Source organism: Enterobacter sp. DN (assembly GCF_046054285.1).
Taxonomy (GTDB): Bacteria; Pseudomonadota; Gammaproteobacteria; order Enterobacterales; family Enterobacteriaceae; genus Enterobacter; species Enterobacter hormaechei_C.
Map to the genome: position 1 here is coordinate 1 of NZ_JBJJTG010000009.1, position 21,774 is coordinate 21,774.

Here is a 21,774-nt window from a genome sequence, read left to right on the forward strand (position 1 = left end):
TACGCTTTCCCGCTTCAGAGTCAAGCGTTTGTTTTGCTTTTCTCTGCTGACCCGGCGGCTTGCGTGCCGTTGTTCCGTGTCAGTGGAGGCGCATTATAGGGAGTTCTTCTGAAGTGACAAGAGGAAATTTAAAAAAAGTTTCTGACCGTGTTTTTTTTCACCAAAAGCGATGAGTTCAAGCTACAAATTGTTCTATTTGATGTATCTGCAACCACAATCACACCTGAGATGGCATAATTAACCGCATCAATATTTAAGGAATAAAAGCGATGCCATTAAGCGCACAACAGCTGGCAGCTCAAAAAAACCTGTCCTATGTGCTGGCAGAGAAACTGGCGCAGCTGATCTTAGCGGGTAAATATGCTCCAGGTAGCATCCTGCCCAGCGAGATGGAGCTGGGAGATCAGTTTGGCGTTAGCCGTACCGCCGTTCGCGAAGCGGTAAAAACATTAACGGCGAAAGGGATGGTGCTTCCACGCCCGCGCATTGGCACCCGCGTTATGCCTCAGGGAAACTGGAACTTTCTCGATCAGGAGTTACTCACCTGGTGGATGACCGAAGATAACTTTAATCAGGTCGTCGATCACTTTCTGGTCATGCGCAGCAGTCTTGAGCCTCAGGCCTGCCTGCTTGCCGCCACGCTCGGCACAGCCGAGCAAAAAGCGCAGCTCAATACTTTGATGGAAGAGATGGTGGATCTGAAAAAGCACTTTAACCGCGAGCGCTGGATAGCGGTCGATATGGCCTGGCATGAACATATCTATAATATGAGCGGAAATCCTTTCCTGACCTCCTTTGCTTCTTTATTCCATTCTGTGTACCACACTTACTTTACCTCTATCACGCAGGATGAGGTGGTGAAGCTGGATCTGCATCAGGCGATAGTCGATGCCATTCAGGAGAGCGACGGGCAGCGAGCCCTGAGTGCGTGCCAGGCGTTGCTGGTCGCGCCAACCCACCAGCAGGTAAATAAATGACAGAGAAAAAAGCACGCAGTATGGCCGGACTGCCGTGGATTGCAGCCATGGCGTTCTTTATGCAGGCACTGGATGCCACTATCCTCAATACCGCCCTTCCCGCCATAGCCCAAAGCCTTAACCGCTCCCCGCTGGCGATGCAATCCGCCATCATCAGCTACACCCTGACAGTGGCGATGCTTATTCCGGTCAGCGGCTGGCTGGCCGATCGTTTCGGCACACGCAAAGTGTTCATGCTGGCGGTGACGCTGTTCACGCTCGGTTCTCTGGCTTGCGCCCTCTCCACCTCTCTGACGGAACTGGTTATCTTCCGCGTTCTACAGGGGATAGGCGGCGCGATGATGATGCCCGTCGCGCGTCTGGCGTTATTACGCGCCTATCCGCGCAGCGAACTGCTCCCGGTGCTCAACTTTGTGACTATGCCGGGGCTGGTCGGCCCGATACTTGGCCCGGTTCTCGGCGGCGTACTGGTGACCTGGGCTAGCTGGCACTGGATCTTCCTGATTAATATTCCGATTGGTGTGGCAGGGCTGATTTATGCCCGCAAATATATGCCGAACTTCACCACGCCAAGACGCAGCTTCGATATGGGTGGTTTCTTCCTGTTTGGCCTGAGCCTGGTCCTGTTCTCCAGCGGGATGGAGCTGTTTGGCGAGAAAATCGTAGCGACGTGGCTGGCGCTGGCCGTCATCCTCAGCGGTATTCTGCTGTTCCTTCTATATATACGTCATGCGCGTCGCCATCCGACACCGCTTATCTCTTTATCTCTGTTTAACACCCGAACGTTCTCCGTCGGGATCGCGGGCAATATTGCCTCGCGTCTGGGCACGGGCTGCGTACCGTTCCTGATGCCGCTGATGCTCCAGGTCGGTTTCGGCTATCCGGCCCTGATTGCTGGCTGCATGATGGCGCCCACGGCGATGGGCTCGATTCTGGCAAAATCGACGGTCACGCAGGTGCTGCGCTGGTTTGGCTATCGTAAGACGCTGGTTGGCGTGACGATCTTTATCGGATTGATGATTGCGCAGTTCTCCCTGCAATCTGCGGCGTTACCAATCTGGATGCTGATCCTGCCGCTGTTTGTGCTGGGTATGGCCATGTCGACGCAGTTTACGTCGATGAACACCATCACCCTTGCGGACCTCACCGACGAGAATGCCAGCAGCGGCAACAGCGTACTGGCGGTCACTCAACAGCTGTCGATCAGCCTCGGGGTTGCCGTGAGCGCGGCGGTACTGCGGTTTTATGAAGGGTTTGACGGTACAAATACCGTTGAGCAGTTCCACTATACCTTTATCACTATGGGCGCGCTTACCGTGGTATCGGCGGTGGTCTTTATGTTGTTAAAACCAAAAGACGGCCGGAACCTGATTAAAGAGCGTCACAAAGAGAAGGCTAAACCGAACCGCGTTTCATCAGAACAGGAGTAAGCTGCAAACGTTGCTGTTGCAGCGTGGGCTGGGCCATGCGGTGGATCAACACATCGATGGCCAGCTCGCCCAGTTCATCCTTCGGCTGATGGATGGTGGTCAGTGGGGGCGTCATGTAGCGCGCCAGTTCGATATCATCGTAACCGACGATCGCCATGTCGTCCGGAACACGTAATCCCGCCTGATACAGCGCCTGATAAGCTCCGAATGCCATCGCATCGTTACCGATAAACACCGCCTGCGGACGCGGCTCTTGCGCCAGCAGTTTCTGCATTGCTTCAAATCCACCGTTAAATTCGAAATCGCCGGTGATGCGATAGCCATCAGGAATGGCAAGCCCCGCCCGTTCCATGGCCGAAAGATAGCCTTCCAGACGCAGGCGCGCCGGGGTTTTATCCAGCGGGCCGGTAATACAGGCAATGCGGGTATGACCTTTATCGATCAGATGCTGAGTCGCCATATCGCCGCCCAGCAGCGAGTTATCCTGGATCAGATCGCTGGTGCCGTCGAACGGCGCCCAGTCCATCATCACCGTGGGAATAGAAGGGTAACGCTGGATGATCTCTTTCGAAGGTTGATGCGTTTCGGTACAGAGCAGCAGCAGCCCGTCGACGCGTTTTTGCATCAGCGTTTCCAGGTTACGGTTCATGCGCTGCTCATCGCCTTCGGTATTGCACAGCACCAGGCTGTAGCCGCGCTCGAAGCAGCTGCGCTCCACGCCGCGCACCAGTTCAGAATAAAAAGGGTTGGTACTGGCCGTGATCAGCATGCCGATGGTGCGCGTCTGGTTGAGCTTCAGGCTGCGGGCCAGCGCAGACGGCGCATAGTTGAGTTCTTTAATTGCAGCGTCAACTTTCTCCCGAATCGCCTCGCTGACGAAGCGATCGTTATTGATTACGTGGGAGACAGTCGAGGTAGAAACGCCCGCCATACGGGCGACATCTTTCATTGTGGCCAAGCGTTACCCCTGCTGACTTAAGAATTCATCAATCTCTTTACGCCATGGAACAGAAGGCTGAGCGCCTTTACGCGTCACCGCAATCGCAGCGGCGGCATGCGCGAAGCGGATCGCGTCATCCATTGCTTTTCCTTCCAGCAGCGCCGTTACCAGTGCACCGTTGAAGGTGTCTCCTGCGGCGATGGTATCAATGGCTTTGACCTTAAAGCCCGGTACGCGACGGCCTTCGCCATTGACGCTAGCCCACACCCCACGGCTGCCGAGGGTGATGATTACGGTGCCGATGCCTTTTTCATGCAGTGCAAGCGCGGCACGCGCGGCATCGTCATCATTTTCGACACGGATACCCGTCAGCTTTTCCGCTTCGGTTTCGTTCGGGGTGATGATATCCACCAGCGCCAGCAGCTCATCTGATAATACACGGGCAGGCGCAGGGTTAAGTACGACAGACGTATGATTTTCATGCGCAATTTTCGCGGCGGCCAGCACGCTTTCAACCGGTGACTCCAGCTGCATCAGCAGGGCTTCCGCTCCGGCGATGATTCCACGCTGCGCTTCGACGCGTTCAGTCGTTAACGCGGCATTAGCCCCTGCATGAATACCGATGACATTCTCACCTTCCGCATTGACGAAAATCAGCGCCACGCCGGTAGATTCCCCTGCAACCACGCTGACGGGTGCAATGTCGATGTTGTCGCTTGCCAGCTGTTTGCGTACGCGCTCGCCGGTATCGTCATCACCCGTACAGGCGATAAACGCGATATTCGCCCCGCTGCGTCCGGCGGCAACCGCCTGGTTTGCGCCCTTACCGCCGAACGCCACCTGATACTGATTGCCAGTGACGGTTTCGCCCGGAGTGGGGAACGTTTCAAGGTTAAGAATGTGATCGGCATTGATACTGCCAAGGACGACGAGGTTGCCTGCGGTTTTCATGTATTGAGGTGTCCATCTGAGAGCGCCACCGGTATTACCCGGTGGCGTATGCCACACTTTTCTTTTATTTGGTGTCCCTCAGGCAGCCAGCGACTGCCTGAATCGCCTTTACTGCTTAATGACCAGTTTCAGGTCAACAGGATATTTGGCCTGAACTTTTTCGCCCTTCAGCACTTTATCGGCAGTTTGCACGCCAGTCGCGCCAATCTGCTCAGGCAGCTGAGCGATGGTCGCAGCCAGTTTGCCATCATTTACTGCTTTTTCACCATCCGGCGTGCCGTCAAATCCGACAACCATCACATCTGATTTACCCGCAGTCTGGAGCGCACGCAGCGCACCGAGCGCCATTTCGTCGTTCTGTGCGAATACCGCCTGCACATCAGGATGCGCGGTCAGCAGGTTCTGCATGACGTTCAGGCCCTTTGTACGGTCGAAGTCTGCCGGCTGGCTCGCCAGCACGTTGAATTTGTGCGCCGCTACAGCCTGCTGGAAGCCTTCACCACGTTCACGGGCTGCGGAAGTCCCGGCGATACCCTGCAACTCGATCACTTTCGCGCCTTCACCTGCTTTCTTCGCGATGTAGTCACCGGCGATTTTACCGCCCAGGACGTTATCAGACGCAATGTGGCTGACCACATCCCCTTTCGTTGCCTGACGGTCAAGGGTGATGACCGGGATCTTCGCCTGGTTTGCCATCTTCACGGCGTTACCGACCGCGTCGGAATCGGTTGGGTTGATCAGCAGGATTTTGGTACCACGAACGGTTAAGTCCTGAACGTTAGCCAGCTCTTTCGCCGGGTTGTTCTGAGAATCCAGCACCACCAGGTTGTAGCCCAGTTTATCTGCTTCTTTCTGCGCGCCATCCTTCAGAGAGACGAAGAACGGGTTGTTCAGGGTAGAGACAACCAGCGCGATGGTGTCCTTCGCCATGGCGTTAGCACTTACGGTTGCGCTCAGCGCGACAGCAGAAACCAGGGTAGCCAGTTTTTTCATGTTCATATCTAAGATGTCCTGTAGTGTCGTCAGTTACTGTTTTTTGTTGTCTACCAGTACCGCCAGCAAAATCACCACTGCCTTAACGATCATCTGGTAATAGGAGGAAACACCTAACAAATTCAAACCATTATTCAGGAAACCGAGGATCAGTGCGCCGATCAATGTCCCAACAATGCGACCTTTACCACCCGCAAGGCTCGTACCGCCCAGAACCACTGCCGCGATGGCATCCAGCTCATAGCCCGTACCCGCCGTTGGCTGCGCGGAGGAGAGGCGCGCCACTTCGATGATGCCCGCCAGAGACGCCAGCAGGCCGCACAGGGAGTAAACGATAATTTTGACTTTATTAACGCTGATACCGGACAGGCGCGTTGCCGCTTCGTTACCGCCCAGCGCATAGATATAACGACCCAGACGGGTATGGTGCAGCATGTACCATGCCGCCAGGAAGACGATAGCCATGATCCAGACCGGGGTCGGGACACCCAGCGGGCGACCGATACCGAACCAGCCAAACAGATCGGCGTTATCGGTAAAACCGGTATTAATCGGGCTGCCGTTGGTGTACACCATGGTCACACCGCGCAGCAGCAGCATCATCACCAGCGTGGCGATGAACGCCTGAACGCGACCTTTCGCCACAATCACGCCGGTTACGGCGCCAATTGCCGCACCAGCCGCCAGCGCAGCGGCAACGGCCACCAGCGCGTTGACCTCAATACCGACAATCGACGCGGCGATCGCGCCGGTGAGGGCCAGCAGGGAACCGACGGACAGATCGATACCCGAGGTCAAAATCACCAGCGTCATCCCCACCGCCATAATGGCGTTGACGGAGGTCTGCTGAAGAATGTTGAACAGGTTATTGACGGTAAAAAAGTTCGGGCTCATGGTCGAGACAATCGCGATCAGCACCAGCAGGGCAATCAGCGATTTTTGTTCCATCAGCCATGCCTTTGTGAAATAGCGGCGACCAGAAACAGCCTGGGTAGTCATCTTCTTACTCCTGATTCACGCGATTAAGCTTGCCCACAGCGGCAGCCATCAGAACTTCCTGGGTGGCCTGCTCGCGAGTGAATTCACCGCCGAGATGCCCTTCATGCATGACGATAATGCGATCGCTCATGCCTAATACCTCTGGCATCTCGGAAGAGACCAGAATGATGCTCAGACCGTCGGCCTTGAACTGGTTAATCAGCTGATATATCTCTTTCTTCGCGCCCACGTCCACGCCGCGGGTAGGTTCATCAAGGATCAACACTTTTGGGCGCGTCATCAGCCCGCGGGCAATCGCCACTTTCTGCTGATTCCCGCCGGACAACAGGCCAATCGCCTGCTCCATAGACGGGGTTTTAACGTTAAAGAGACGGATAAAATCGCTGACCGCCTGCTGCTCATCTTTGTGTTTCAGGCTGCCGCCGCTGCGGCTGAAATAGCCTAGCGCAGTCAGGGACATGTTCTCTTTCACCGACATGCCCAGCACTAAGCCGTCGCGCTTACGGTCTTCAGAAATATAGACAATGCCGTTCGCCAGGCCATCCTGAGGCGAGCGGGTGACCACCTCATGGCCGTCGAGGGTAACGTAGCCGCTGGTGCGCGGCAGTGCGCCATAGAGCACTTTCATCAGTTCGGTGCGCCCCGCGCCCATCAGGCCCGCGACGCCAAGGATCTCGCCCTTGCGCAGAGTAAAGGAGACGCCATTCACGCCCGGCCCGCAGAGATTATCCACCTTCAGGCGGATCTCTCCCGGCGCTTTCTCCAGATGCGGATACTGATCTTCGAGCTTACGTCCCACCATCATTTCAATCAGCGTATCTTCGGTCAGGGTTGCCACTTCGCGCTCGGCAATAAACTGCCCGTCGCGAAAGACGGTGACGTCGTCGCAGATCTCGAAGATCTCTTTCATGCGGTGTGAGATATAGACAATGCCGCGGCCCTGGGATTTCAGCTCACGGATCACGCGGAACAGGGATTCGGTTTCGGTATCGGTCAGGGCGTCGGTCGGTTCATCCATAATGATGACCTTCGACTCGAAGCTCAGCACCTTCGCGATTTCCACCATCTGCTGATCGCCGATGGAAAGGTCGCCCACCAGTCGGTCGCTCTTAAAGCGCAGATTCAGCTTCGCCAGCAGTTTGTCCGCTTCGGCATACATGGTTTTCCAGTCGATTTTGCCAAACCGGTTCACGAACTCACGGCCGAGGAAGATGTTCTCCGCAATGGTGAGCTGCGGGATCAGGTTCAACTCCTGGTGGATGATGCCGATGCCCGCTTCCTGAGAGGATTTCGGGCCGTTAAAGGTGGTCTCTTTACCCAGCCACAGCAGCGAACCGGCATCGCGTTGGTAGATACCGGTCAGCACTTTCATCATGGTGGATTTGCCGGCGCCGTTTTCGCCCACCAGCGCCATGACGCGCCCGGAATAGACGTTCAGCGCCGCACCGGAGAGGGCTTTTACGCCCGGGAACGACTTATCGATCCCTTTGAGTTGCAGTAATGCGTCCATGATGGCCTCAGAAGGTGACGCCAGCACAGAGAATGATATTCGCATACGGGGAGCACTCCCCGCTGCGAATCACCGCCTGACTGTCTGCGGTTTGTTGTTTGAACTGCTCGTGCGTTGTGTAACGAATTTCTATGGTGTTTCCCTGGTGCTGTTGCAGTTGCTCAATATGGCTGAGCAACGTTTCGTGGAGTTGCGGATTATGTTGTTTGATTTCCGCCGCGAGAATGGCCGCCTCAACCTGCATCTCCGCGGTGACCACTTCCAGTACCTGCATGAACGAGGGTACGCCCTGCGTTAACGCCATATCGATACGGGTTGTGCTGCGCGGAACCGGTAAGCCTGCATCGCAAACCACCAGCGTATCGGTATGCCCAAGACGGGAGATCACCGATGAGATTTCTGAGTTGAGTACTGTGCCTTTCTTCATTTTTTGCTCCACTAGCGAAACGTTTCGCTAAAAACAGTGTAGCCGCAGAAGTGTTCAGAAAACCATCATGACGTAACGGATTTGTGATCAACGTCGAAACGTTTCGCTAAGTGAAATATTGAGGTGATTTTGGCGGGTATGTTGAGGATCTGGTAGGCCGGGTAAGCGCAGCGCCACCCGGCATTTTTAGAAGGACTTAAATCTCGACCTGCGTCCCCAGCTCAATCACGCGATTAGGCGGGATCTCAAACTGGTCAGGCGCACGCAGGGCGTTACGTTGCAGAATGAGATACAGCTTGCCGCGCAGGCGCAGATACCATGGGCGCTTGCCGATGATCAGCGACTCGTGGGACATAAAGAATGACGTCTCCATCATGCGGCAGCTCAGGCCTTCCAGACCGCAGCGGTGGAACACCTCTTCCACGTTCGGCGTTTCGCGCCAGCCGTAGCTTGCCACCACGCGCCAGAAGGTTGGCGATAGCTGCTCAATCTGTACGCGACGCACGTTGTGAACGTACGGCGCATCTTCGGTACGCAGCGTCAGCAGGATCACGCGTTCGTGCAGCACTTTGTTGTGCTTGAGGTTATGCATCAGCGCAAACGGGATCACGTTCAGCGCGCGAGACATATACACCGCCGTGCCCGGCACGCGCACCGGTGGGGACTTCTCCAGCGAGGCGATCATCGCCTCAAGAGAGTTACCGTGCTCGTGCATACGACGCAGCAGGCGGAAACGTTCGCTCTTCCACGTCGTCATCACAATAAACATCACCAGACCCAGCGTCAGCGGCAGCCAGCCGCCGGAGACAATCTTGTCGAGGTTCGCAGAGAACAGCGGCACGTCGATGCAGAGGAAGCCAACCAGGATCAGCCCCACGAGGAACTTATTCCAGTGCCAGTTACGGTACGCCACGGTAGTGGAGAGAATAGAGGTCAACACCATCGTTCCGGTTACCGCGATACCGTACGCCGCCGCCAGATTACTGGAGTGCTCAAAGCTGACGATAACAATCACCACCGCGAAATAGAGCAGCCAGTTGACGAAGGGAATGTAGATCTGGCCAGACTCCATCTCCGAGGTATGGATAATGCGCATTGGGGAGAGATATCCCAGACGCACGGCCTGACGCGTCAGGGAGAATACGCCGGAAATGACAGCCTGAGAGGCAATGACCGTCGCCAGCGTCGCCAGGATCAGCATCGGAACCAGCGCCCAGTCCGGCGCCAGCAGGAAGAACGGGTTTTTAATCGCTTCAGGGTGTGCAAGCAGCAGCGCGCCCTGACCGAAGTAATTCAGCACCAGTGAAGGCAAGACCACGCTAAACCAGGCGACGCGAATAGGGAGTTTCCCGAAGTGGCCCATATCCGCATACAGCGCTTCAACACCGGTAATGGACAGCACCACCGCGCCCAGCGCCACAAACGACACCACTTTATATTCAAGGAAGAAATGCACCGCCCACATTGGGTTCAGCGCGTGCAGGACATCCGGGTTGGCGATAATACTGCGTAAGCCCAGCGCCGCCAGGATCAGGAACCAGGCCAGCATAATAGGCGCGAACAGCTTACCCACCAGCCCGGTACCGTGTTTTTGTATGGCAAACAGCAACGTCAGCACGATAATAGCGAGTGGCACCACCCACGTATCAAGCTGTGGCGCGACAATCTCCAGCCCCTCTATGGCCGACATTACAGAAATCGCCGGCGTAATCACGACTTCTCCATAGAAGAAGCTGCCGCCAATCAGGCCGATGATGACCAGCACGGAGGTCATTCTTGCGGACGTATTGCGCCCGGCAAGGGACATCAGGGTCAGAATACCGCCCTCGCCCGCGTTATCAGCCCGCATTACGAAAGAGAGATACTTAAGGGAGACCACCAGGATCAGCAGCCAGAAGATGAGCGAGAGGAAACCAAATACGGCGTCACGCTCTACACCAAAACCAAACTGACCGGACAGACATTCACGAAGCGTATAAAGCGGGCTGGTGCCGATATCACCGTAGACAACCCCGATCGCCGCAAGCGTTACAGCGGGTAATGATTGCTTATTATCAGTGCTCATAGACTAGTCTTTTCGTTTGAATAACAAATGTGTGCTTAGTCCCTTGGCCCACAAAAAGCGCACAGTATGCACGATTCAATGCAAAATCGTACCCCTAAATGCAGCCGCATTAATGTAGCGCAAAGAAAATAGCGCCGCACTTCAGCCTATTACCAGGCCAGACCGAAACGTCTATACTCGCTTCAATTAGCCGCCACGACGGCGAAAGGATGCAAAACTATTATGGCTCACTCACATTTATTAGCAGAAAGAATTTCCCGCCTCAGCAGTGCGCTGGAGAAAGGCCTTTACGAGCGTAGCCACGCCATTCGCCTCTGTTTACTGGCGGCGCTGAGTGGGGAAAGCGTATTTCTGCTGGGCCCGCCGGGCATTGCCAAAAGTCTGATCGCACGCCGCCTCAAATTCGCTTTCCAGAACGCGCGCGCATTCGAGTATTTGATGACGCGCTTCTCCACGCCGGAAGAAGTTTTCGGCCCACTCTCCATTCAGGCGTTAAAAGATGAGGGACGCTATGAACGTCTGACGGCGGGCTATCTTCCGGAAGCGGAAATCGTCTTTCTTGATGAGATCTGGAAAGCCGGCCCGGCCATTCTGAATACCCTGCTGACGGCAATTAACGAACGCCGCTTCCGCAACGGCGCCAGCGAAGAGAAGATCCCCATGCGCCTGCTGGTGGCCGCGTCTAACGAATTGCCCGAAGCCGACAGCAGCCTGGAAGCGCTGTATGACCGTATGCTGATCCGCCTGTGGCTGGATAAAGTCCAGGATAAATCAAACTTCCGTTCCATGCTGGTAAGCCAGCAGGATGAAAACGAAAACCCGGTGGCAGCGTCATTGCAGGTCACGGACGAGGAATACCACCAGTGGCAGGAGGAGATCGGCAAGATAAAACTGCCCGATCCCGTTTTTGAGCTGATCTTCATGCTGCGCCAGCAGCTTGATTTGCTGCCTTCCGCGCCGTACGTCTCCGATCGTCGCTGGAAAAAAGCCATTCGCCTGCTCCAGGCAAGCGCGCTGTTTAGCGGCCGCGATGCTGTCGCCCCAATCGATCTGATCCTGCTGAAAGACTGCCTGTGGCACGACGCAGAAGGGATGAATCTGATGCAACAGCAGCTGGACGTTTTGATGACCGGACACGCGTGGGGTCAACAGTCGATGCTTAATCAACTGGGCGCGATTGCCCAACGTCGCCTTCAGCTCCAGCAGCAGCAAAGTGACAAAACCGCGCTGAAGGTGAACCGTCTTGGCGGGATGTTTGCCCGTAAACCGCACTATGAACTGCCCGCCGGGCTGACTGACGCCTCGCTCACGCTTCTTCTTCAGCAACCGCTGAAGCTTCATGATATGCAGGTTGTGCACGTGACGATCGAACGCGTTGTGCTGGTTCAGTGGCTGGATAAAGGCGGTGAGATCCGCGGTAAACTCAACGGTATCGGCTTTGCACAGCCGCTGTCGATGGAAGTCGACAGCAGCCAGCACCTAGTGATCCGTGACGTCAGCCTTCAGGGATCGCGCCTGGCGCTGCCGGGCACGGCCTCCGATACTGTTCCGGAGGAGATCAAACAGCAGCTCGACGCGCTGGATAACGAATGGCATCAGCAGCACACGCGCTTCAGCGAGCAGCAGAAATGCCTCTTTATCCATAGCGACTGGTTAGGTCGCATTGAAGCCAGCTTGCAGGATGTCAGCGCGCAGATCAAACAGGCGCGTCAATGCTAACGCTGGACACGCTTAACGTCATGCTGGCGGTTAGCGAAGAAGGGTTGATCGAAGAGGTCGTCATTACCCTGCTCGCTTCACCGCAGCTGGCGGCCTTCTTTGAAAAATTCCCGAAGCTCCGAAAAGCAATGACGGACGATCTGCCCCGCTGGCGCGATAACCTGCGACAGCGGTTTAAGGAGACGGAAGTCCCGCCGGAACTGACAGAGGAAGTGGCTGGTTACCAGCAGTGCCAGCGGCTTTCAACGCCGCAGTTTATTGCCCAGCTACAGCAAACCCTGACGCTACTTGATAACGTTCACTCCCCGTTTGCCAGCCAGGCCAGAGCGCTGGTCACGGATAACCCCAGCTTCACTCCCGCCCTGCATACGCTGTTTTTACAGCGCTGGCGACTGAGCCTTGTGGTCCAGGCCACGGCCCTTAATCAGCAGTTGCTGGACGAAGAGCGCGAACAGTTGCTCAGTGAGGTCCAGGAGCGAATGACCCTGAGCGGCCAGTTAGAACAGGTGCTGGTGGAGAATGAAAACGCCGCCGGTCGACTCTGGGATATGAGTGCCGGCCAGCTAAAGCGGGGTGATTATCAGCTGATCGTGAAGTACGGCGACTTTCTGGCGCAACAGCCGGAGCTGATGAAGCTTGCAGAACAGCTCGGCCGCTCCCGGGAGGCCCGGTCGGTCCCAAAGAAAGATGCGCCGATGGAGACCTTCCGTACGCTGGTACGCGAACCCTCCACCGTACCGGAGCAGGTGGACGGGCTACAGCAAAGCGATGACATCCTGCGCCTGCTGCCCACGGAACTCAGCACGCTGGGAATGACCGAACTGGAGTATGAGTTTTATCGTCGGCTGGTGGAAAAACAGCTCATTACCTATCGACTGCATGGCGAAGCCTGGCGCGAGAAGATCAGCCAGCGTCCGGTAGTGCACCAGGATTTTGATGAGCAACCGCGCGGCCCATTTATTGTTTGCGTCGATACGTCCGGATCGATGGGGAGCTTTAATGAACAGTGTGCAAAAGCGCTCTGCCTGGCCCTGATGCGCGTGGCGCTCGCCGATCGTCGTCGCTGCTACATCATGTTATTTTCCAGCGAAGTGGTGGGGTATGAACTGACCAGCCCACAGGGGCTGGAGCAGGCGATCCGCTTTTTAAGCCAGCGCTTTCGCGGCGGCACCGATCTGGCCAGCTGTTTTCGCAGCATCATTGAGCGCATGCAGGGCGGAGACTGGTACGACGCGGATGCGGTGGTGATTTCCGATTTTATCGCCCAGCGGCTGCCGGACGACGTCGTGAATAAAGTGAAGGAGATGCAGCGCGTGCACCAGCACCGTTTCCATGCCGTGGCGATGTCTGCACATGGAAAACCCGGCATCATGCGCATCTTCGATCACATCTGGCGCTTTGATACCGGGTTGCGTAGCCGCCTGCTCAGACGCTGGCGACGTTAATTAAAGAAGAGAACCGACGCTCTCACGTACCTGCTGCGGCCAGACCCCACACTGTACCTGACCAATGTGAGAGAGTTGCAGCAGCAGCATGGTCAGACGAGACTGGCCAATACCACCGCCGATGGTCTGCGGCATTTCACCGCGCAGCAGTGCCTGGTGCCACTCCAGTTGCAGACGATCTTCATCACCGGTCACGGCCAGCTGACGCTTCAGTGCTTCAGCATCCACGCGGATCCCCATCGAAGAGAGTTCAAACGCATCTTCCAGAACCGGGTTCCAGACCAGAATATCGCCGTTCAGACCGGCATATTCGCTTTCGCCCACGGTGCTCCAGTCATCGTAATCCGGCGCACGGACGTCGTGACGTTTACCATCAGACAATTTCCCGCCAATGCCGATAAGGAATACCGCGCCCAGCTCTTTGGCGATCGCGCGTTCACGGCCTTTGGCATCCAGATCCGGGAAACGGCTCAGCAATTCCTGACTGTGAACAAAGTGGATCGTTTCCGGCAGGAACGGTGCCAGACCAAACTCTTTGCTCACGGCCGCTTCGGTTGCTTTGATCCCGGCGTAGATCGCCTCAACGGTGGATTTCAGCGTACCGACGTGACGCTCGCCATCTCCCATTACGCGCTCCCAGTCCCACTGGTCAACGTAGACAGAGTGAATCGGGGAAAGGCGGTCTTCATCGGGGCGAAGGGCTTTCATGTGCGTGTAAAGCCCTTCGCCCGCGCTGAAGTCGTGTTGTCCCAGGGTTTGACGCTTCCACTTCGCCAGGGAGTGAACCACTTCGAACTGGGCGTCTGGCAGTGTTTTCACTTTTACCTGTACCGCTTTTTCGCAACCAGACAAGTTATCCTGCGTCCCGTCACCCACGCGGCTCAGAATCGGCGCCTGAACTTCAATAAGGCCAAGCTTCTCTTCCAGCTGGCGGGAAAAATGGGATTTTACGAAACTGATCTGGCGTTGTTTTGCGATGTAAGCGGTTTTCATTATTTATACTCCTGCGTCCTGTTGATACTGATTAAGCAACAGAACAGGCGCTTAATTCAATAACCCATCAACAAAAAGCCGCCTTCACTTTTGATTCGTTAAAATAAGACGCTAGAATAGAGGGAATCATTAATCTTCATAAGAAAAACCTATGGAAAATTATCAGATCGACAATCTGGACCGCGGCATTCTGGAAGCGCTAATGGCCAACGCACGCACCGCGTATGCCGAACTGGCGAAACAATTTGGCGTCAGCCCGGGGACCATTCACGTTCGCGTCGAGAAAATGAAGCAGGCCGGGATCATCACCGGCGCACGCATTGATGTCAGCCCGAAGCAACTTGGCTACGACGTCTGCTGCTTCATTGGCATTATTCTGAAAAGTGCCAAAGATTACCCCTCCGCGCTGGAGAAACTGAACGCGCTGGATGAAGTCACCGAGGCGTACTACACCACCGGGCACTACAGCATCTTTATAAAGGTGATGTGCCGATCCATTGACGCCCTCCAGCAGGTACTTATCAACAAGATCCAAACAATCGATGAAATTCAGTCCACTGAAACCCTGATCTCCCTGCAAAACCCGATCATGCGTACTATCCGCCCGTGATCGGGCAATTTCATTCCCACATTTTCCACAGGTAGATCCCAGCTCGTTCACAGCGTACAATGGCCGCCTCTTTATCTGAGCGAGCGATCAATGGCGGACATTACTCTTATCAGCGGCAGCACCCTGGGCGGTGCGGAATATGTAGCGGAACATCTGGCTGAGAAGCTGGAAGATGCGGGCTTTTCTACACAAACGCTGCACGGACCGCTGCTGGAAGATCTCCCGACTGACGGGGTCTGGCTGCTGATCACCTCCACGCACGGCGCGGGCGATCTGCCGGATAACCTGCAACCTTTATATGACGAACTGCTGGAACAACAGCCCGATCTGTCAAACGTCCGGTTTGGCGCTGTGGGGATCGGCAGCCGTGAATATGACACTTTCTGTGGCGCCATAGAGAAAGTAGAAGCTGCGGTGACCGCCTGCGGAGCAAAACAGCTGGGTGAAACGCTAAAGATCAACATCCTCGATCATGATATTCCCGAAGATCCAGCCGAGATCTGGCTCGCGGAATGGAAAAATTTACTCAAAAACGATTAAAGATCGTGCGATCAGATGTGGATAACTCTGGTTAAAAGCTCGTATTAAGCCGTAGTTATCCAAAGAACAACGTTGGTTTAGTTTTTGACCTGTGTATAAAGTGGCGATCTGATCCCAGCTTATACGGTCCAGGATCACCGATCATTCACAGCAAACGATCCTTCCTAACTGCATGATCTTATTTATGGGATCGGACTTATCCACAGAGGTCTGCGATCCTAATAAGAGATCACAATAGAACAGATCTCTAAATAAAAAGATCTTCTTTTTAATAGCCCAGGATCCCAATGCTTTCTCGAAAGACTAAAGTTGAGTAGAATCCACGGCCCGGGCTTCAATCCATTTTCATACCGCTTTACGCGAGGCAGACCACCATGTTTTATCAGGATCCTTTTGACGTCATCATCATTGGCGGGGGTCACGCAGGCACTGAGGCCGCAATGGCCGCAGCGCGAATGGGTCAGCAGACCCTGCTTTTGACACACAATATCGACACGCTGGGACAAATGTCCTGTAATCCGGCGATTGGCGGCATTGGGAAAGGACACCTGGTAAAAGAAGTGGATGCACTTGGCGGCCTGATGGCGAAAGCGATCGATCATGCAGGCATCCAGTTTAGGATACTAAACGCGAGTAAAGGGCCTGCTGTTCGTGCGACCCGCGCACAGGCAGACCGCGTGCTTTACCGTCAGGCTGTGCGCACCGCGCTGGAGAACCAGCCGAACCTGATGATCTTCCAGCAGGCAGTTGAAGATCTTATCGTCGAGAACGATCGCGTCGTGGGTGCCGTAACCCAGATGGGGCTCAAGTTCCGCGCAAAAGCGGTTGTGCTGACCGTCGGGACATTCCTGGACGGAAAAATTCATATCGGCCTGGATAACTACAGCGGTGGCCGTGCTGGCGATCCGCCGTCTATCCCACTTTCACGTCGTCTGCGTGAACTGCCGCTGCGCGTCAGCCGTCTGAAAACCGGTACACCGCCGCGTATTGACGCGCGCACCATTGATTTCAGCGTGCTGGCGCAACAGCACGGTGATAATCCGATGCCGGTGTTCTCGTTCATGGGCAATGCGGCTCAGCATCCGCAGCAGGTACCGTGCTACATCACGCATACCAACGAGAAAACCCATGACGTGATCCGCAATAACCTCGATCGCAGCCCAATGTATGCTGGCGTGATCGAAGGGATCGGCCCGCGCTACTGCCCGTCGATCGAAGACAAGGTGATGCGCTTTGCCGATCGTAACCAGCACCAGATCTTCCTGGAGCCGGAAGGGCTGACCTCAAATGAAATTTACCCGAACGGCATCTCCACCAGCCTGCCGTTCGATGTACAGATGCAAATTGTTCGCTCAATGCAGGGCATGGAGAACGCAAGAATCGTTCGCCCTGGCTACGCTATTGAGTACGATTTCTTCGATCCGCGTGACCTGAAGCCAACCCTGGAAAGCAAATTCATCCAGGGTCTGTTCTTCGCGGGCCAGATTAACGGTACTACCGGCTACGAAGAAGCCGCAGCGCAAGGTCTGCTGGCCGGTCTGAACGCCGCTCGCTTCTCTGCCGAGAAAGAGGGCTGGGCACCGGCGCGTTCTCAGGCTTACCTGGGCGTTCTGGTCGACGATCTCTGCACGCTGGGGACCAAAGAACCGTACCGCATGTTTACTTCTCGTGCGGAATATCGCCTGATGCTGCGCGAAGACAATGCCGATCTGCGTCTGACTGAGGTGGGCCGTGAATTGGGTCTGGTGGATGACGAACGCTGGGCGCGCTTCAACGAGAAGCTGGAGCGTATCGAACAGGAACGTCAGCGCCTGAAAACCACCTGGGTGAATCCGCAGGCGGAAACCGCTGCCGAAGTAAACGCTCACTTAACAGCACCGCTGTCGCGCGAAGCCAGCGGGGAAGATCTGCTGCGTCGTCCTGAAGTCACTTACGAGAATCTGGTCAAACTGACCGCGTTCGCGCCGGGCCTTGAAGACGCGGAAGCGGCTGAACAGGTCGAGATCCAGGTGAAATACGAAGGCTACATCGCGCGTCAGCAGGATGAGATCGAAAAACAGCAGCGCAACGAAAACACGCTGCTGCCGGAAATGCTGGACTATCGTCAGGTGACGGGCCTTTCCAACGAAGTGATCGCTAAGCTAAACGATCACAAACCTGTGTCGATTGGCCAGGCCTCACGTATCTCCGGCGTCACACCTGCCGCGATTTCGATTCTGCTGGTGTGGCTGAAAAAGCAGGGTATGCTGCGCCGCAGCGCGTAATGCTCTGAAAATTGCCCGGTGGCGCTGCGCTTACCGGGCCTACTGAACCCGTAGGGCGGGTTAGCGAAGCGCCACCCGCCACTTAAGTTTCTCAACAGGTATCCACCGTGCTCAATAAACTCTCTCGTCTGCTGGAACAGGCAGGTATTTCGCTCACCGATCACCAGAAAAATCAGCTGGTGGCCTATGTCGATATGCTGAACAAATGGAATAAAGCGTACAACCTCACCTCCGTACGCGATCCCAACGAGATGCTGATTCGTCATATTCTCGATAGCATCGTCGTGGCGCCATATCTGAACGGGGAACGTTTTATCGACGTGGGCACCGGCCCGGGCTTGCCGGGCGTTCCGTTGTCTATTGTTCGACCGGAGAGTCAATTCACGCTGCTGGACAGCCTGGGTAAGCGCGTACGCTTTTTACGCCAGGTCCAGCATGAGCTGAAGCTGGAAAACATCACGCCCGTGCAGAGCAGGGTAGAGGAGTTCCCGGCTGAGCCACCGTTTGACGGCGTTATCAGCCGCGCATTTGCGTCACTCAATGACATGGTGAGCTGGTGCAAACACCTGCCGGCGGAGAAGGGGCGTTTTTATGCGCTGAAAGGGCAACTTCCGGGGGACGAAATCGAGCAGCTTCCGGACGGTTTTGCTGTCGAATCCATTGAGAAACTTCAGATCCCTCAGCTCGAAGGTGAGCGTCATCTGGTGATAATTAAGCCAAACACTTTTTAAAAATTAATAAAAAATGTGGAATTTGTGCTGTTCTGATCGTGTTAAAAAGCAGCACATCCCGTCTGTTTTGGCCGTTGTTAATTTAACCTTGTTGTTACCATGGGTTTTCTTATGGTTAACCTGAAGTGAGTTGTTCACTCTGAGGATAATCAACCATGAAAATATCAGCCTGCTAAAAGTGGGTAAAGGCAACAAGAATGGAATGTTAAATATTTATTAAGAATGTCAATAAAAGGTTTTTGTTGTATACGGCTCTGTTTTAAAAATAGTTGCGATTTTTTTGCTTTAATTTCATACAGATGAAATAAATCGTTTTACGTCTTTGATAAATACCACTTTATCGCAAATGTGTATTTTGTGATCTCGTGCACGCTTTATCACCAACGTTTCCGCGCTGTTTGCAGTTTTGCCTGAAGGTCGGCACTTAGGTCAAAAGTTGAAAAATAGGACTGGGGAAAAATATTTAAACATTTATTCACCTTTTCGCTACTTAATGTTTGAAATCACGGGTACGCACCGTATAATTTGACCGCTTTTTGATGCTTGACTCTGAGCCTTAAAGGACGTTTTATACGACACGCGGCATACCTCGAAGGGAGCAGGAGTAAAAACGTGATGTCTGTGTCGCTCTTGAGTAGAAACGTTGCTCGTAAGCTTCTGTTCATTCAGTTTCTGGCTGTGATAGCAAGTGGACTGCTGTTTAGCCTCAAAGACCCCTTCTGGGGCATCTCCGCCGCGTGCGGAGGTTTGGCGGTGGTTCTGCCAAACGTGTTGTTTATGATTTTTGCCTGGCGTCATCAGGCGCATACACCCGCCAAAGGCCGCGTGGCCTGGTCCTTCGCTCTCGGCGAAGTGTGTAAGGTGTTGCTGACCTTTGCTCTACTGGTGATGGCGCTGGCGGTTTTGAAAGTGGTATTCATGCCGCTGATAGCAACGTGGGTTTTGGTGCTGGTGGTACAAGTTCTGGCTCCAGCTGTAATCAATAACAAAGGGTAAAAGGCATCATGGCTTCAGAAAATATGACGCCGCAGGATTACATAGGTCACCATCTGAATAACCTTCAGCTGGACCTGCGTACATTCTCGCTGGTGGATCCACATAACCCCCCGGCCACCTTCTGGACGATCAACATCGACTCCATGTTCTTCTCGGTGGTTTTGGGTCTTCTGTTCCTGGCCATGTTCCGCAGCGTTGCTAAAAAGGCGACCAGCGGTGTTCCAGGGAAATTCCAGACGTTCATCGAGATGATCATCGGCTTCGTCCATGGCAGCGTGAAAGACATGTACCATGGTAAGAGCAAACTGATTGCTCCGCTGGCCCTGACCGTGTTCGTTTGGGTCTTCCTGATGAACCTGATGGACCTCCTGCCTATCGATTTCTTACCTTGGATCGGTGAGCACGTACTCGGCCTGCCTGCACTGCGCGTGGTTCCGTCTGCCGACGTGAACATCACCCTGTCGATGGCGCTGGGCGTATTTATCCTCATTCTGTTCTACAGCATCAAAATGAAAGGCGTAAGCGGCTTTGTGAAAGAGCTTACCTTGCAGCCGTTCAACCACTGGGCGTTTATTCCGGTCAACCTGATCCTGGAAGGCGTTAGCCTGCTGTCCAAACCTGTTTCACTGGGTCTGCGACTGTTCGGCAACATGTATGCGGGTGAGCTGATTTTCATTCTGATCGCGGGTCTTCTGCCGTGGTGGTCACAGTGGATTCTGAATGTGCCATGGGCCATTTTCCACATCCTGATCATTACGCTGCAAGCCTTTATCTTCATGGTTCTGACGATCGTCTATCTGTCGATGGCGTCTGAAGAGCACTGATTTTTTACCAACACTACTACGTTTTAATTGAAACAAACTGGAGACTGTCATGGAAAACCTGAATATGGATCTGCTGTACATGGCTGCCGCTGTGATGATGGGTCTGGCGGCTATCGGTGCTGCGATCGGTATCGGCATCCTCGGGGGCAAATTCCTGGAAGGCGCAGCGCGTCAACCTGATCTGATTCCTCTGCTGCGTACTCAGTTCTTTATCGTTATGGGTCTGGTGGATGCAATCCCAATGATCGCTGTAGGTCTGGGTCTGTACGTGATGTTTGCTGTCGCGTAGTAGTTGTTTTAAAACCCCAAGCCACAGAAATTTAAGAGGTATTGTGCTGTGAACATGAACGCAACAATCCTCGGCCAGGCCATCGCGTTTATTCTCTTTGTCTGGTTCTGCATGAAGTATGTATGGCCGCCTTTAATGGCTGCCATCGAAAAACGTCAGAAAGAAATTGCTGACGGTCTGGCTTCCGCAGAACGCGCTAAGAAAGATTTGGACCTTGCACAGGCCAACGCGACAGACCAGCTGAAAAAAGCGAAAGCTGAAGCTCAGGTAATCATTGAACAGGCTAACAAACGCCGTTCTCAGATCCTGGACGAAGCCAAAGCTGAAGCAGAACAGGAACGTACTAAGATCGTGACACAGGCTCAGGCTGAAATTGAAGCTGAGCGTAAACGTGCTCGTGAAGAACTGCGTAAGCAGGTTGCGATTCTGGCTGTTGCTGGCGCCGAGAAGATCATCGAACGTTCCGTGGATGAAGCTGCTAACAGCGACATCGTGGACAAACTTGTCGCTGAACTGTAAGGAGGGAGGGGCTGATGTCTGAATTTGTTACGGTAGCTCGCCCCTACGCCAAAGCAGCTTTTGACTTTGCTGTCGAACACCAAAATGTCGATCGCTGGCAGAATATGCTGGCGTTTGCCGCTGAGGTGACGAAAAACGAACAAATGGCCGAGTTGCTTTCTGGTGCGTTAGCGCCTGAAACCCTCGCCGCGTCGTTTATCGCCGTGTGCGGAGAGCAACTGGATGCCAACGGCCAGAACCTGATTAAGGTGATGGCGGAAAATGGTCGTCTCCGTGTGCTCCCGGATGTTCTCGAGCAGTTTGAGCACTTACGTGCCCTTAGTGAAGCTACCGCTGAAGTTGAAGTAACTTCTGCGACTGAACTGAGTAACGAACAGCTTGCGAAAATCACCGCCGCGATGGAAAAACGTCTGTCACGCAAAGTTAAGCTGAATTGCAAAATCGATAAGTCTGTAATGGCAGGCGTAATCATCCGCTCGGGTGATATGGTCATTGATGGCAGCGTACGCGGCCGTCTTGAGCGCCTTGCAGACGTCTTGCAGTCTTAAGGGG

The 21,774-nt window shown here is 54.5% G+C and carries 21 protein-coding genes; 13 read left to right on the top strand and 8 right to left on the bottom strand.

Going from position 1 to position 21,774, the window contains the following annotated elements:
• Positions 1–269 precede the first annotated feature (269 nt).
• The gene (locus tag ACJTMZ_RS18280) at positions 270–977 is read left to right on the top strand and encodes a FadR/GntR family transcriptional regulator (RefSeq protein WP_045349586.1); all 708 of its coding nucleotides are present in this window, start codon (positions 270–272) and stop codon (positions 975–977) included.
• Positions 974–2,407 carry a multidrug transporter subunit MdtD gene (gene mdtD / locus ACJTMZ_RS18285; RefSeq protein WP_048219301.1) on the top strand — a complete coding sequence of 478 codons (1,434 nt, stop codon included), beginning with the start codon at positions 974–976 and terminating at the stop codon, positions 2,405–2,407. Before ACJTMZ_RS18280 ends, mdtD begins: the two co-directional genes overlap by 4 nt.
• On the opposite strand, the gene rbsR is transcribed toward mdtD, so the two are convergent.
• The 7 genes from rbsR to kup all read right to left on the bottom strand — a co-directional run bounded on the left by rbsR (position 2,373) and on the right by kup (position 10,292).
• Positions 2,373–3,365, bottom strand: a complete 993-nt coding sequence (rbsR, locus tag ACJTMZ_RS18290) for a ribose operon transcriptional repressor RbsR (RefSeq protein ID WP_074147639.1) — start codon at positions 3,363–3,365, stop codon at positions 2,373–2,375. The genes mdtD and rbsR overlap by 35 nt on opposite strands.
• A 3-nt stretch (positions 3,366–3,368) precedes the next feature.
• On the bottom strand, positions 3,369–4,298 hold the full coding sequence (gene rbsK / locus ACJTMZ_RS18295) for a ribokinase (protein ID WP_015570155.1): 930 nt from the start codon (positions 4,296–4,298) through the stop codon (positions 3,369–3,371).
• Positions 4,299–4,406: 108 nt separating this feature from the next.
• Positions 4,407–5,297, bottom strand: a complete 891-nt coding sequence (gene rbsB, locus ACJTMZ_RS18300; protein ID WP_003862397.1) for a ribose ABC transporter substrate-binding protein RbsB — start codon at positions 5,295–5,297, stop codon at positions 4,407–4,409.
• A gap of 27 nt (positions 5,298–5,324) precedes the next feature.
• Positions 5,325–6,290, bottom strand: a complete 966-nt coding sequence (rbsC, locus tag ACJTMZ_RS18305) for a ribose ABC transporter permease (RefSeq protein ID WP_003862395.1) — start codon at positions 6,288–6,290, stop codon at positions 5,325–5,327.
• Positions 6,291–6,294: 4 nt separating this feature from the next.
• Complete coding sequence (gene rbsA / locus ACJTMZ_RS18310) at positions 6,295–7,800, bottom strand: ribose ABC transporter ATP-binding protein RbsA (RefSeq protein WP_252011089.1); 1,506 nt, start codon at positions 7,798–7,800, stop codon at positions 6,295–6,297.
• Between the two features lie 7 nt (positions 7,801–7,807).
• Positions 7,808–8,227, bottom strand: coding sequence for a D-ribose pyranase (rbsD, locus tag ACJTMZ_RS18315; RefSeq protein WP_003862392.1), 420 nt, complete (start codon positions 8,225–8,227; stop codon positions 7,808–7,810).
• Positions 8,228–8,423: 196 nt separating this feature from the next.
• Positions 8,424–10,292 carry a low affinity potassium transporter Kup gene (kup, locus tag ACJTMZ_RS18320; RefSeq protein WP_006808744.1) on the bottom strand — a complete coding sequence of 623 codons (1,869 nt, stop codon included), beginning with the start codon at positions 10,290–10,292 and terminating at the stop codon, positions 8,424–8,426.
• Positions 10,293–10,514: 222 nt separating this feature from the next.
• Here kup and ravA point away from each other — a divergent pair, with 222 nt between their 5' ends.
• Positions 10,515–12,011 carry an ATPase RavA gene (ravA, locus tag ACJTMZ_RS18325; protein WP_214586686.1) on the top strand — a complete coding sequence of 499 codons (1,497 nt, stop codon included), beginning with the start codon at positions 10,515–10,517 and terminating at the stop codon, positions 12,009–12,011.
• Entirely contained in the window at positions 12,005–13,456 is a 1,452-nt protein-coding gene (gene viaA, locus ACJTMZ_RS18330; protein WP_047364874.1) for an ATPase RavA stimulator ViaA, read from the top strand. The genes ravA and viaA overlap by 7 nt, the downstream gene beginning before the upstream one ends.
• Here the strand turns inward: viaA and asnA are convergent, their stop codons facing one another.
• The gene (gene asnA, locus ACJTMZ_RS18335; protein WP_003862385.1) at positions 13,457–14,449 is read right to left on the bottom strand and encodes an aspartate--ammonia ligase; all 993 of its coding nucleotides are present in this window, start codon (positions 14,447–14,449) and stop codon (positions 13,457–13,459) included.
• Between the two features lie 151 nt (positions 14,450–14,600).
• Between asnA and asnC the strand changes: the two genes are divergently transcribed.
• From asnC to atpH, 9 genes are all read left to right on the top strand, one after another.
• Positions 14,601–15,059 (top strand): transcriptional regulator AsnC, encoded by a 459-nt coding sequence (asnC, locus tag ACJTMZ_RS18340; RefSeq protein WP_003862383.1) that lies wholly within the window; start codon positions 14,601–14,603, stop codon positions 15,057–15,059.
• A gap of 90 nt (positions 15,060–15,149) precedes the next feature.
• Complete coding sequence (gene mioC / locus ACJTMZ_RS18345) at positions 15,150–15,599, top strand: FMN-binding protein MioC (RefSeq protein ID WP_003862381.1); 450 nt, start codon at positions 15,150–15,152, stop codon at positions 15,597–15,599.
• Between the two features lie 374 nt (positions 15,600–15,973).
• Entirely contained in the window at positions 15,974–17,863 is a 1,890-nt protein-coding gene (gene mnmG / locus ACJTMZ_RS18350; protein ID WP_032668933.1) for a tRNA uridine-5-carboxymethylaminomethyl(34) synthesis enzyme MnmG, read from the top strand.
• A 107-nt stretch (positions 17,864–17,970) separates the two neighbouring features.
• Positions 17,971–18,594 (top strand): 16S rRNA (guanine(527)-N(7))-methyltransferase RsmG, encoded by a 624-nt coding sequence (rsmG, locus tag ACJTMZ_RS18355; RefSeq protein ID WP_017694037.1) that lies wholly within the window; start codon positions 17,971–17,973, stop codon positions 18,592–18,594.
• A 615-nt stretch (positions 18,595–19,209) separates the two neighbouring features.
• Positions 19,210–19,590 (top strand): F0F1 ATP synthase subunit I, encoded by a 381-nt coding sequence (gene atpI, locus ACJTMZ_RS18360; RefSeq protein WP_003862375.1) that lies wholly within the window; start codon positions 19,210–19,212, stop codon positions 19,588–19,590.
• A gap of 8 nt (positions 19,591–19,598) precedes the next feature.
• The gene (atpB, locus tag ACJTMZ_RS18365) at positions 19,599–20,414 is read left to right on the top strand and encodes a F0F1 ATP synthase subunit A (RefSeq protein WP_003862373.1); all 816 of its coding nucleotides are present in this window, start codon (positions 19,599–19,601) and stop codon (positions 20,412–20,414) included.
• A 49-nt stretch (positions 20,415–20,463) separates the two neighbouring features.
• Entirely contained in the window at positions 20,464–20,703 is a 240-nt protein-coding gene (gene atpE / locus ACJTMZ_RS18370) for a F0F1 ATP synthase subunit C (RefSeq protein WP_000429386.1), read from the top strand.
• A 48-nt stretch (positions 20,704–20,751) separates the two neighbouring features.
• The gene (gene atpF, locus ACJTMZ_RS18375; protein ID WP_003862370.1) at positions 20,752–21,222 is read left to right on the top strand and encodes a F0F1 ATP synthase subunit B; all 471 of its coding nucleotides are present in this window, start codon (positions 20,752–20,754) and stop codon (positions 21,220–21,222) included.
• Between the two features lie 14 nt (positions 21,223–21,236).
• A complete protein-coding gene (atpH, locus tag ACJTMZ_RS18380) occupies positions 21,237–21,770 on the top strand; it encodes a F0F1 ATP synthase subunit delta (protein WP_015570151.1) in 534 nt (177 codons plus the stop codon).
• Positions 21,771–21,774 lie beyond the last annotated feature (4 nt).

Excerpts from the sequence above, each read along its gene's own strand:
- mdtD (WP_048219301.1), top strand. The coding sequence starts at position 974 with ATGACAGAGAAAAAAGCACGCAGTATGGCCGGACTGCCGTGGATTGCA.
- ACJTMZ_RS18280 (WP_045349586.1), top strand. The coding sequence starts at position 270 with ATGCCATTAAGCGCACAACAGCTGGCAGCTCAAAAAAACCTGTCCTAT.
- rbsD (WP_003862392.1), bottom strand. The coding sequence starts at position 8,227 with ATGAAGAAAGGCACAGTACTCAACTCAGAAATCTCATCGGTGATCTCC.
- atpE (WP_000429386.1), top strand. The coding sequence starts at position 20,464 with ATGGAAAACCTGAATATGGATCTGCTGTACATGGCTGCCGCTGTGATG.
- atpH (WP_015570151.1), top strand. The coding sequence starts at position 21,237 with ATGTCTGAATTTGTTACGGTAGCTCGCCCCTACGCCAAAGCAGCTTTT.
- rbsA (WP_252011089.1), bottom strand. The coding sequence starts at position 7,800 with ATGGACGCATTACTGCAACTCAAAGGGATCGATAAGTCGTTCCCGGGC.
- asnC (WP_003862383.1), top strand. The coding sequence starts at position 14,601 with ATGGAAAATTATCAGATCGACAATCTGGACCGCGGCATTCTGGAAGCG.
- ravA (WP_214586686.1), top strand. The coding sequence starts at position 10,515 with ATGGCTCACTCACATTTATTAGCAGAAAGAATTTCCCGCCTCAGCAGT.
- mnmG (WP_032668933.1), top strand. The coding sequence starts at position 15,974 with ATGTTTTATCAGGATCCTTTTGACGTCATCATCATTGGCGGGGGTCAC.
- atpI (WP_003862375.1), top strand. The coding sequence starts at position 19,210 with ATGTCTGTGTCGCTCTTGAGTAGAAACGTTGCTCGTAAGCTTCTGTTC.
- rbsB (WP_003862397.1), bottom strand. The coding sequence starts at position 5,297 with ATGAACATGAAAAAACTGGCTACCCTGGTTTCTGCTGTCGCGCTGAGC.
- atpB (WP_003862373.1), top strand. The coding sequence starts at position 19,599 with ATGGCTTCAGAAAATATGACGCCGCAGGATTACATAGGTCACCATCTG.
- rbsK (WP_015570155.1), bottom strand. The coding sequence starts at position 4,298 with ATGAAAACCGCAGGCAACCTCGTCGTCCTTGGCAGTATCAATGCCGAT.
- asnA (WP_003862385.1), bottom strand. The coding sequence starts at position 14,449 with ATGAAAACCGCTTACATCGCAAAACAACGCCAGATCAGTTTCGTAAAA.
- mioC (WP_003862381.1), top strand. The coding sequence starts at position 15,150 with ATGGCGGACATTACTCTTATCAGCGGCAGCACCCTGGGCGGTGCGGAA.
- rbsC (WP_003862395.1), bottom strand. The coding sequence starts at position 6,290 with ATGACTACCCAGGCTGTTTCTGGTCGCCGCTATTTCACAAAGGCATGG.
- kup (WP_006808744.1), bottom strand. The coding sequence starts at position 10,292 with ATGAGCACTGATAATAAGCAATCATTACCCGCTGTAACGCTTGCGGCG.
- viaA (WP_047364874.1), top strand. The coding sequence starts at position 12,005 with ATGCTAACGCTGGACACGCTTAACGTCATGCTGGCGGTTAGCGAAGAA.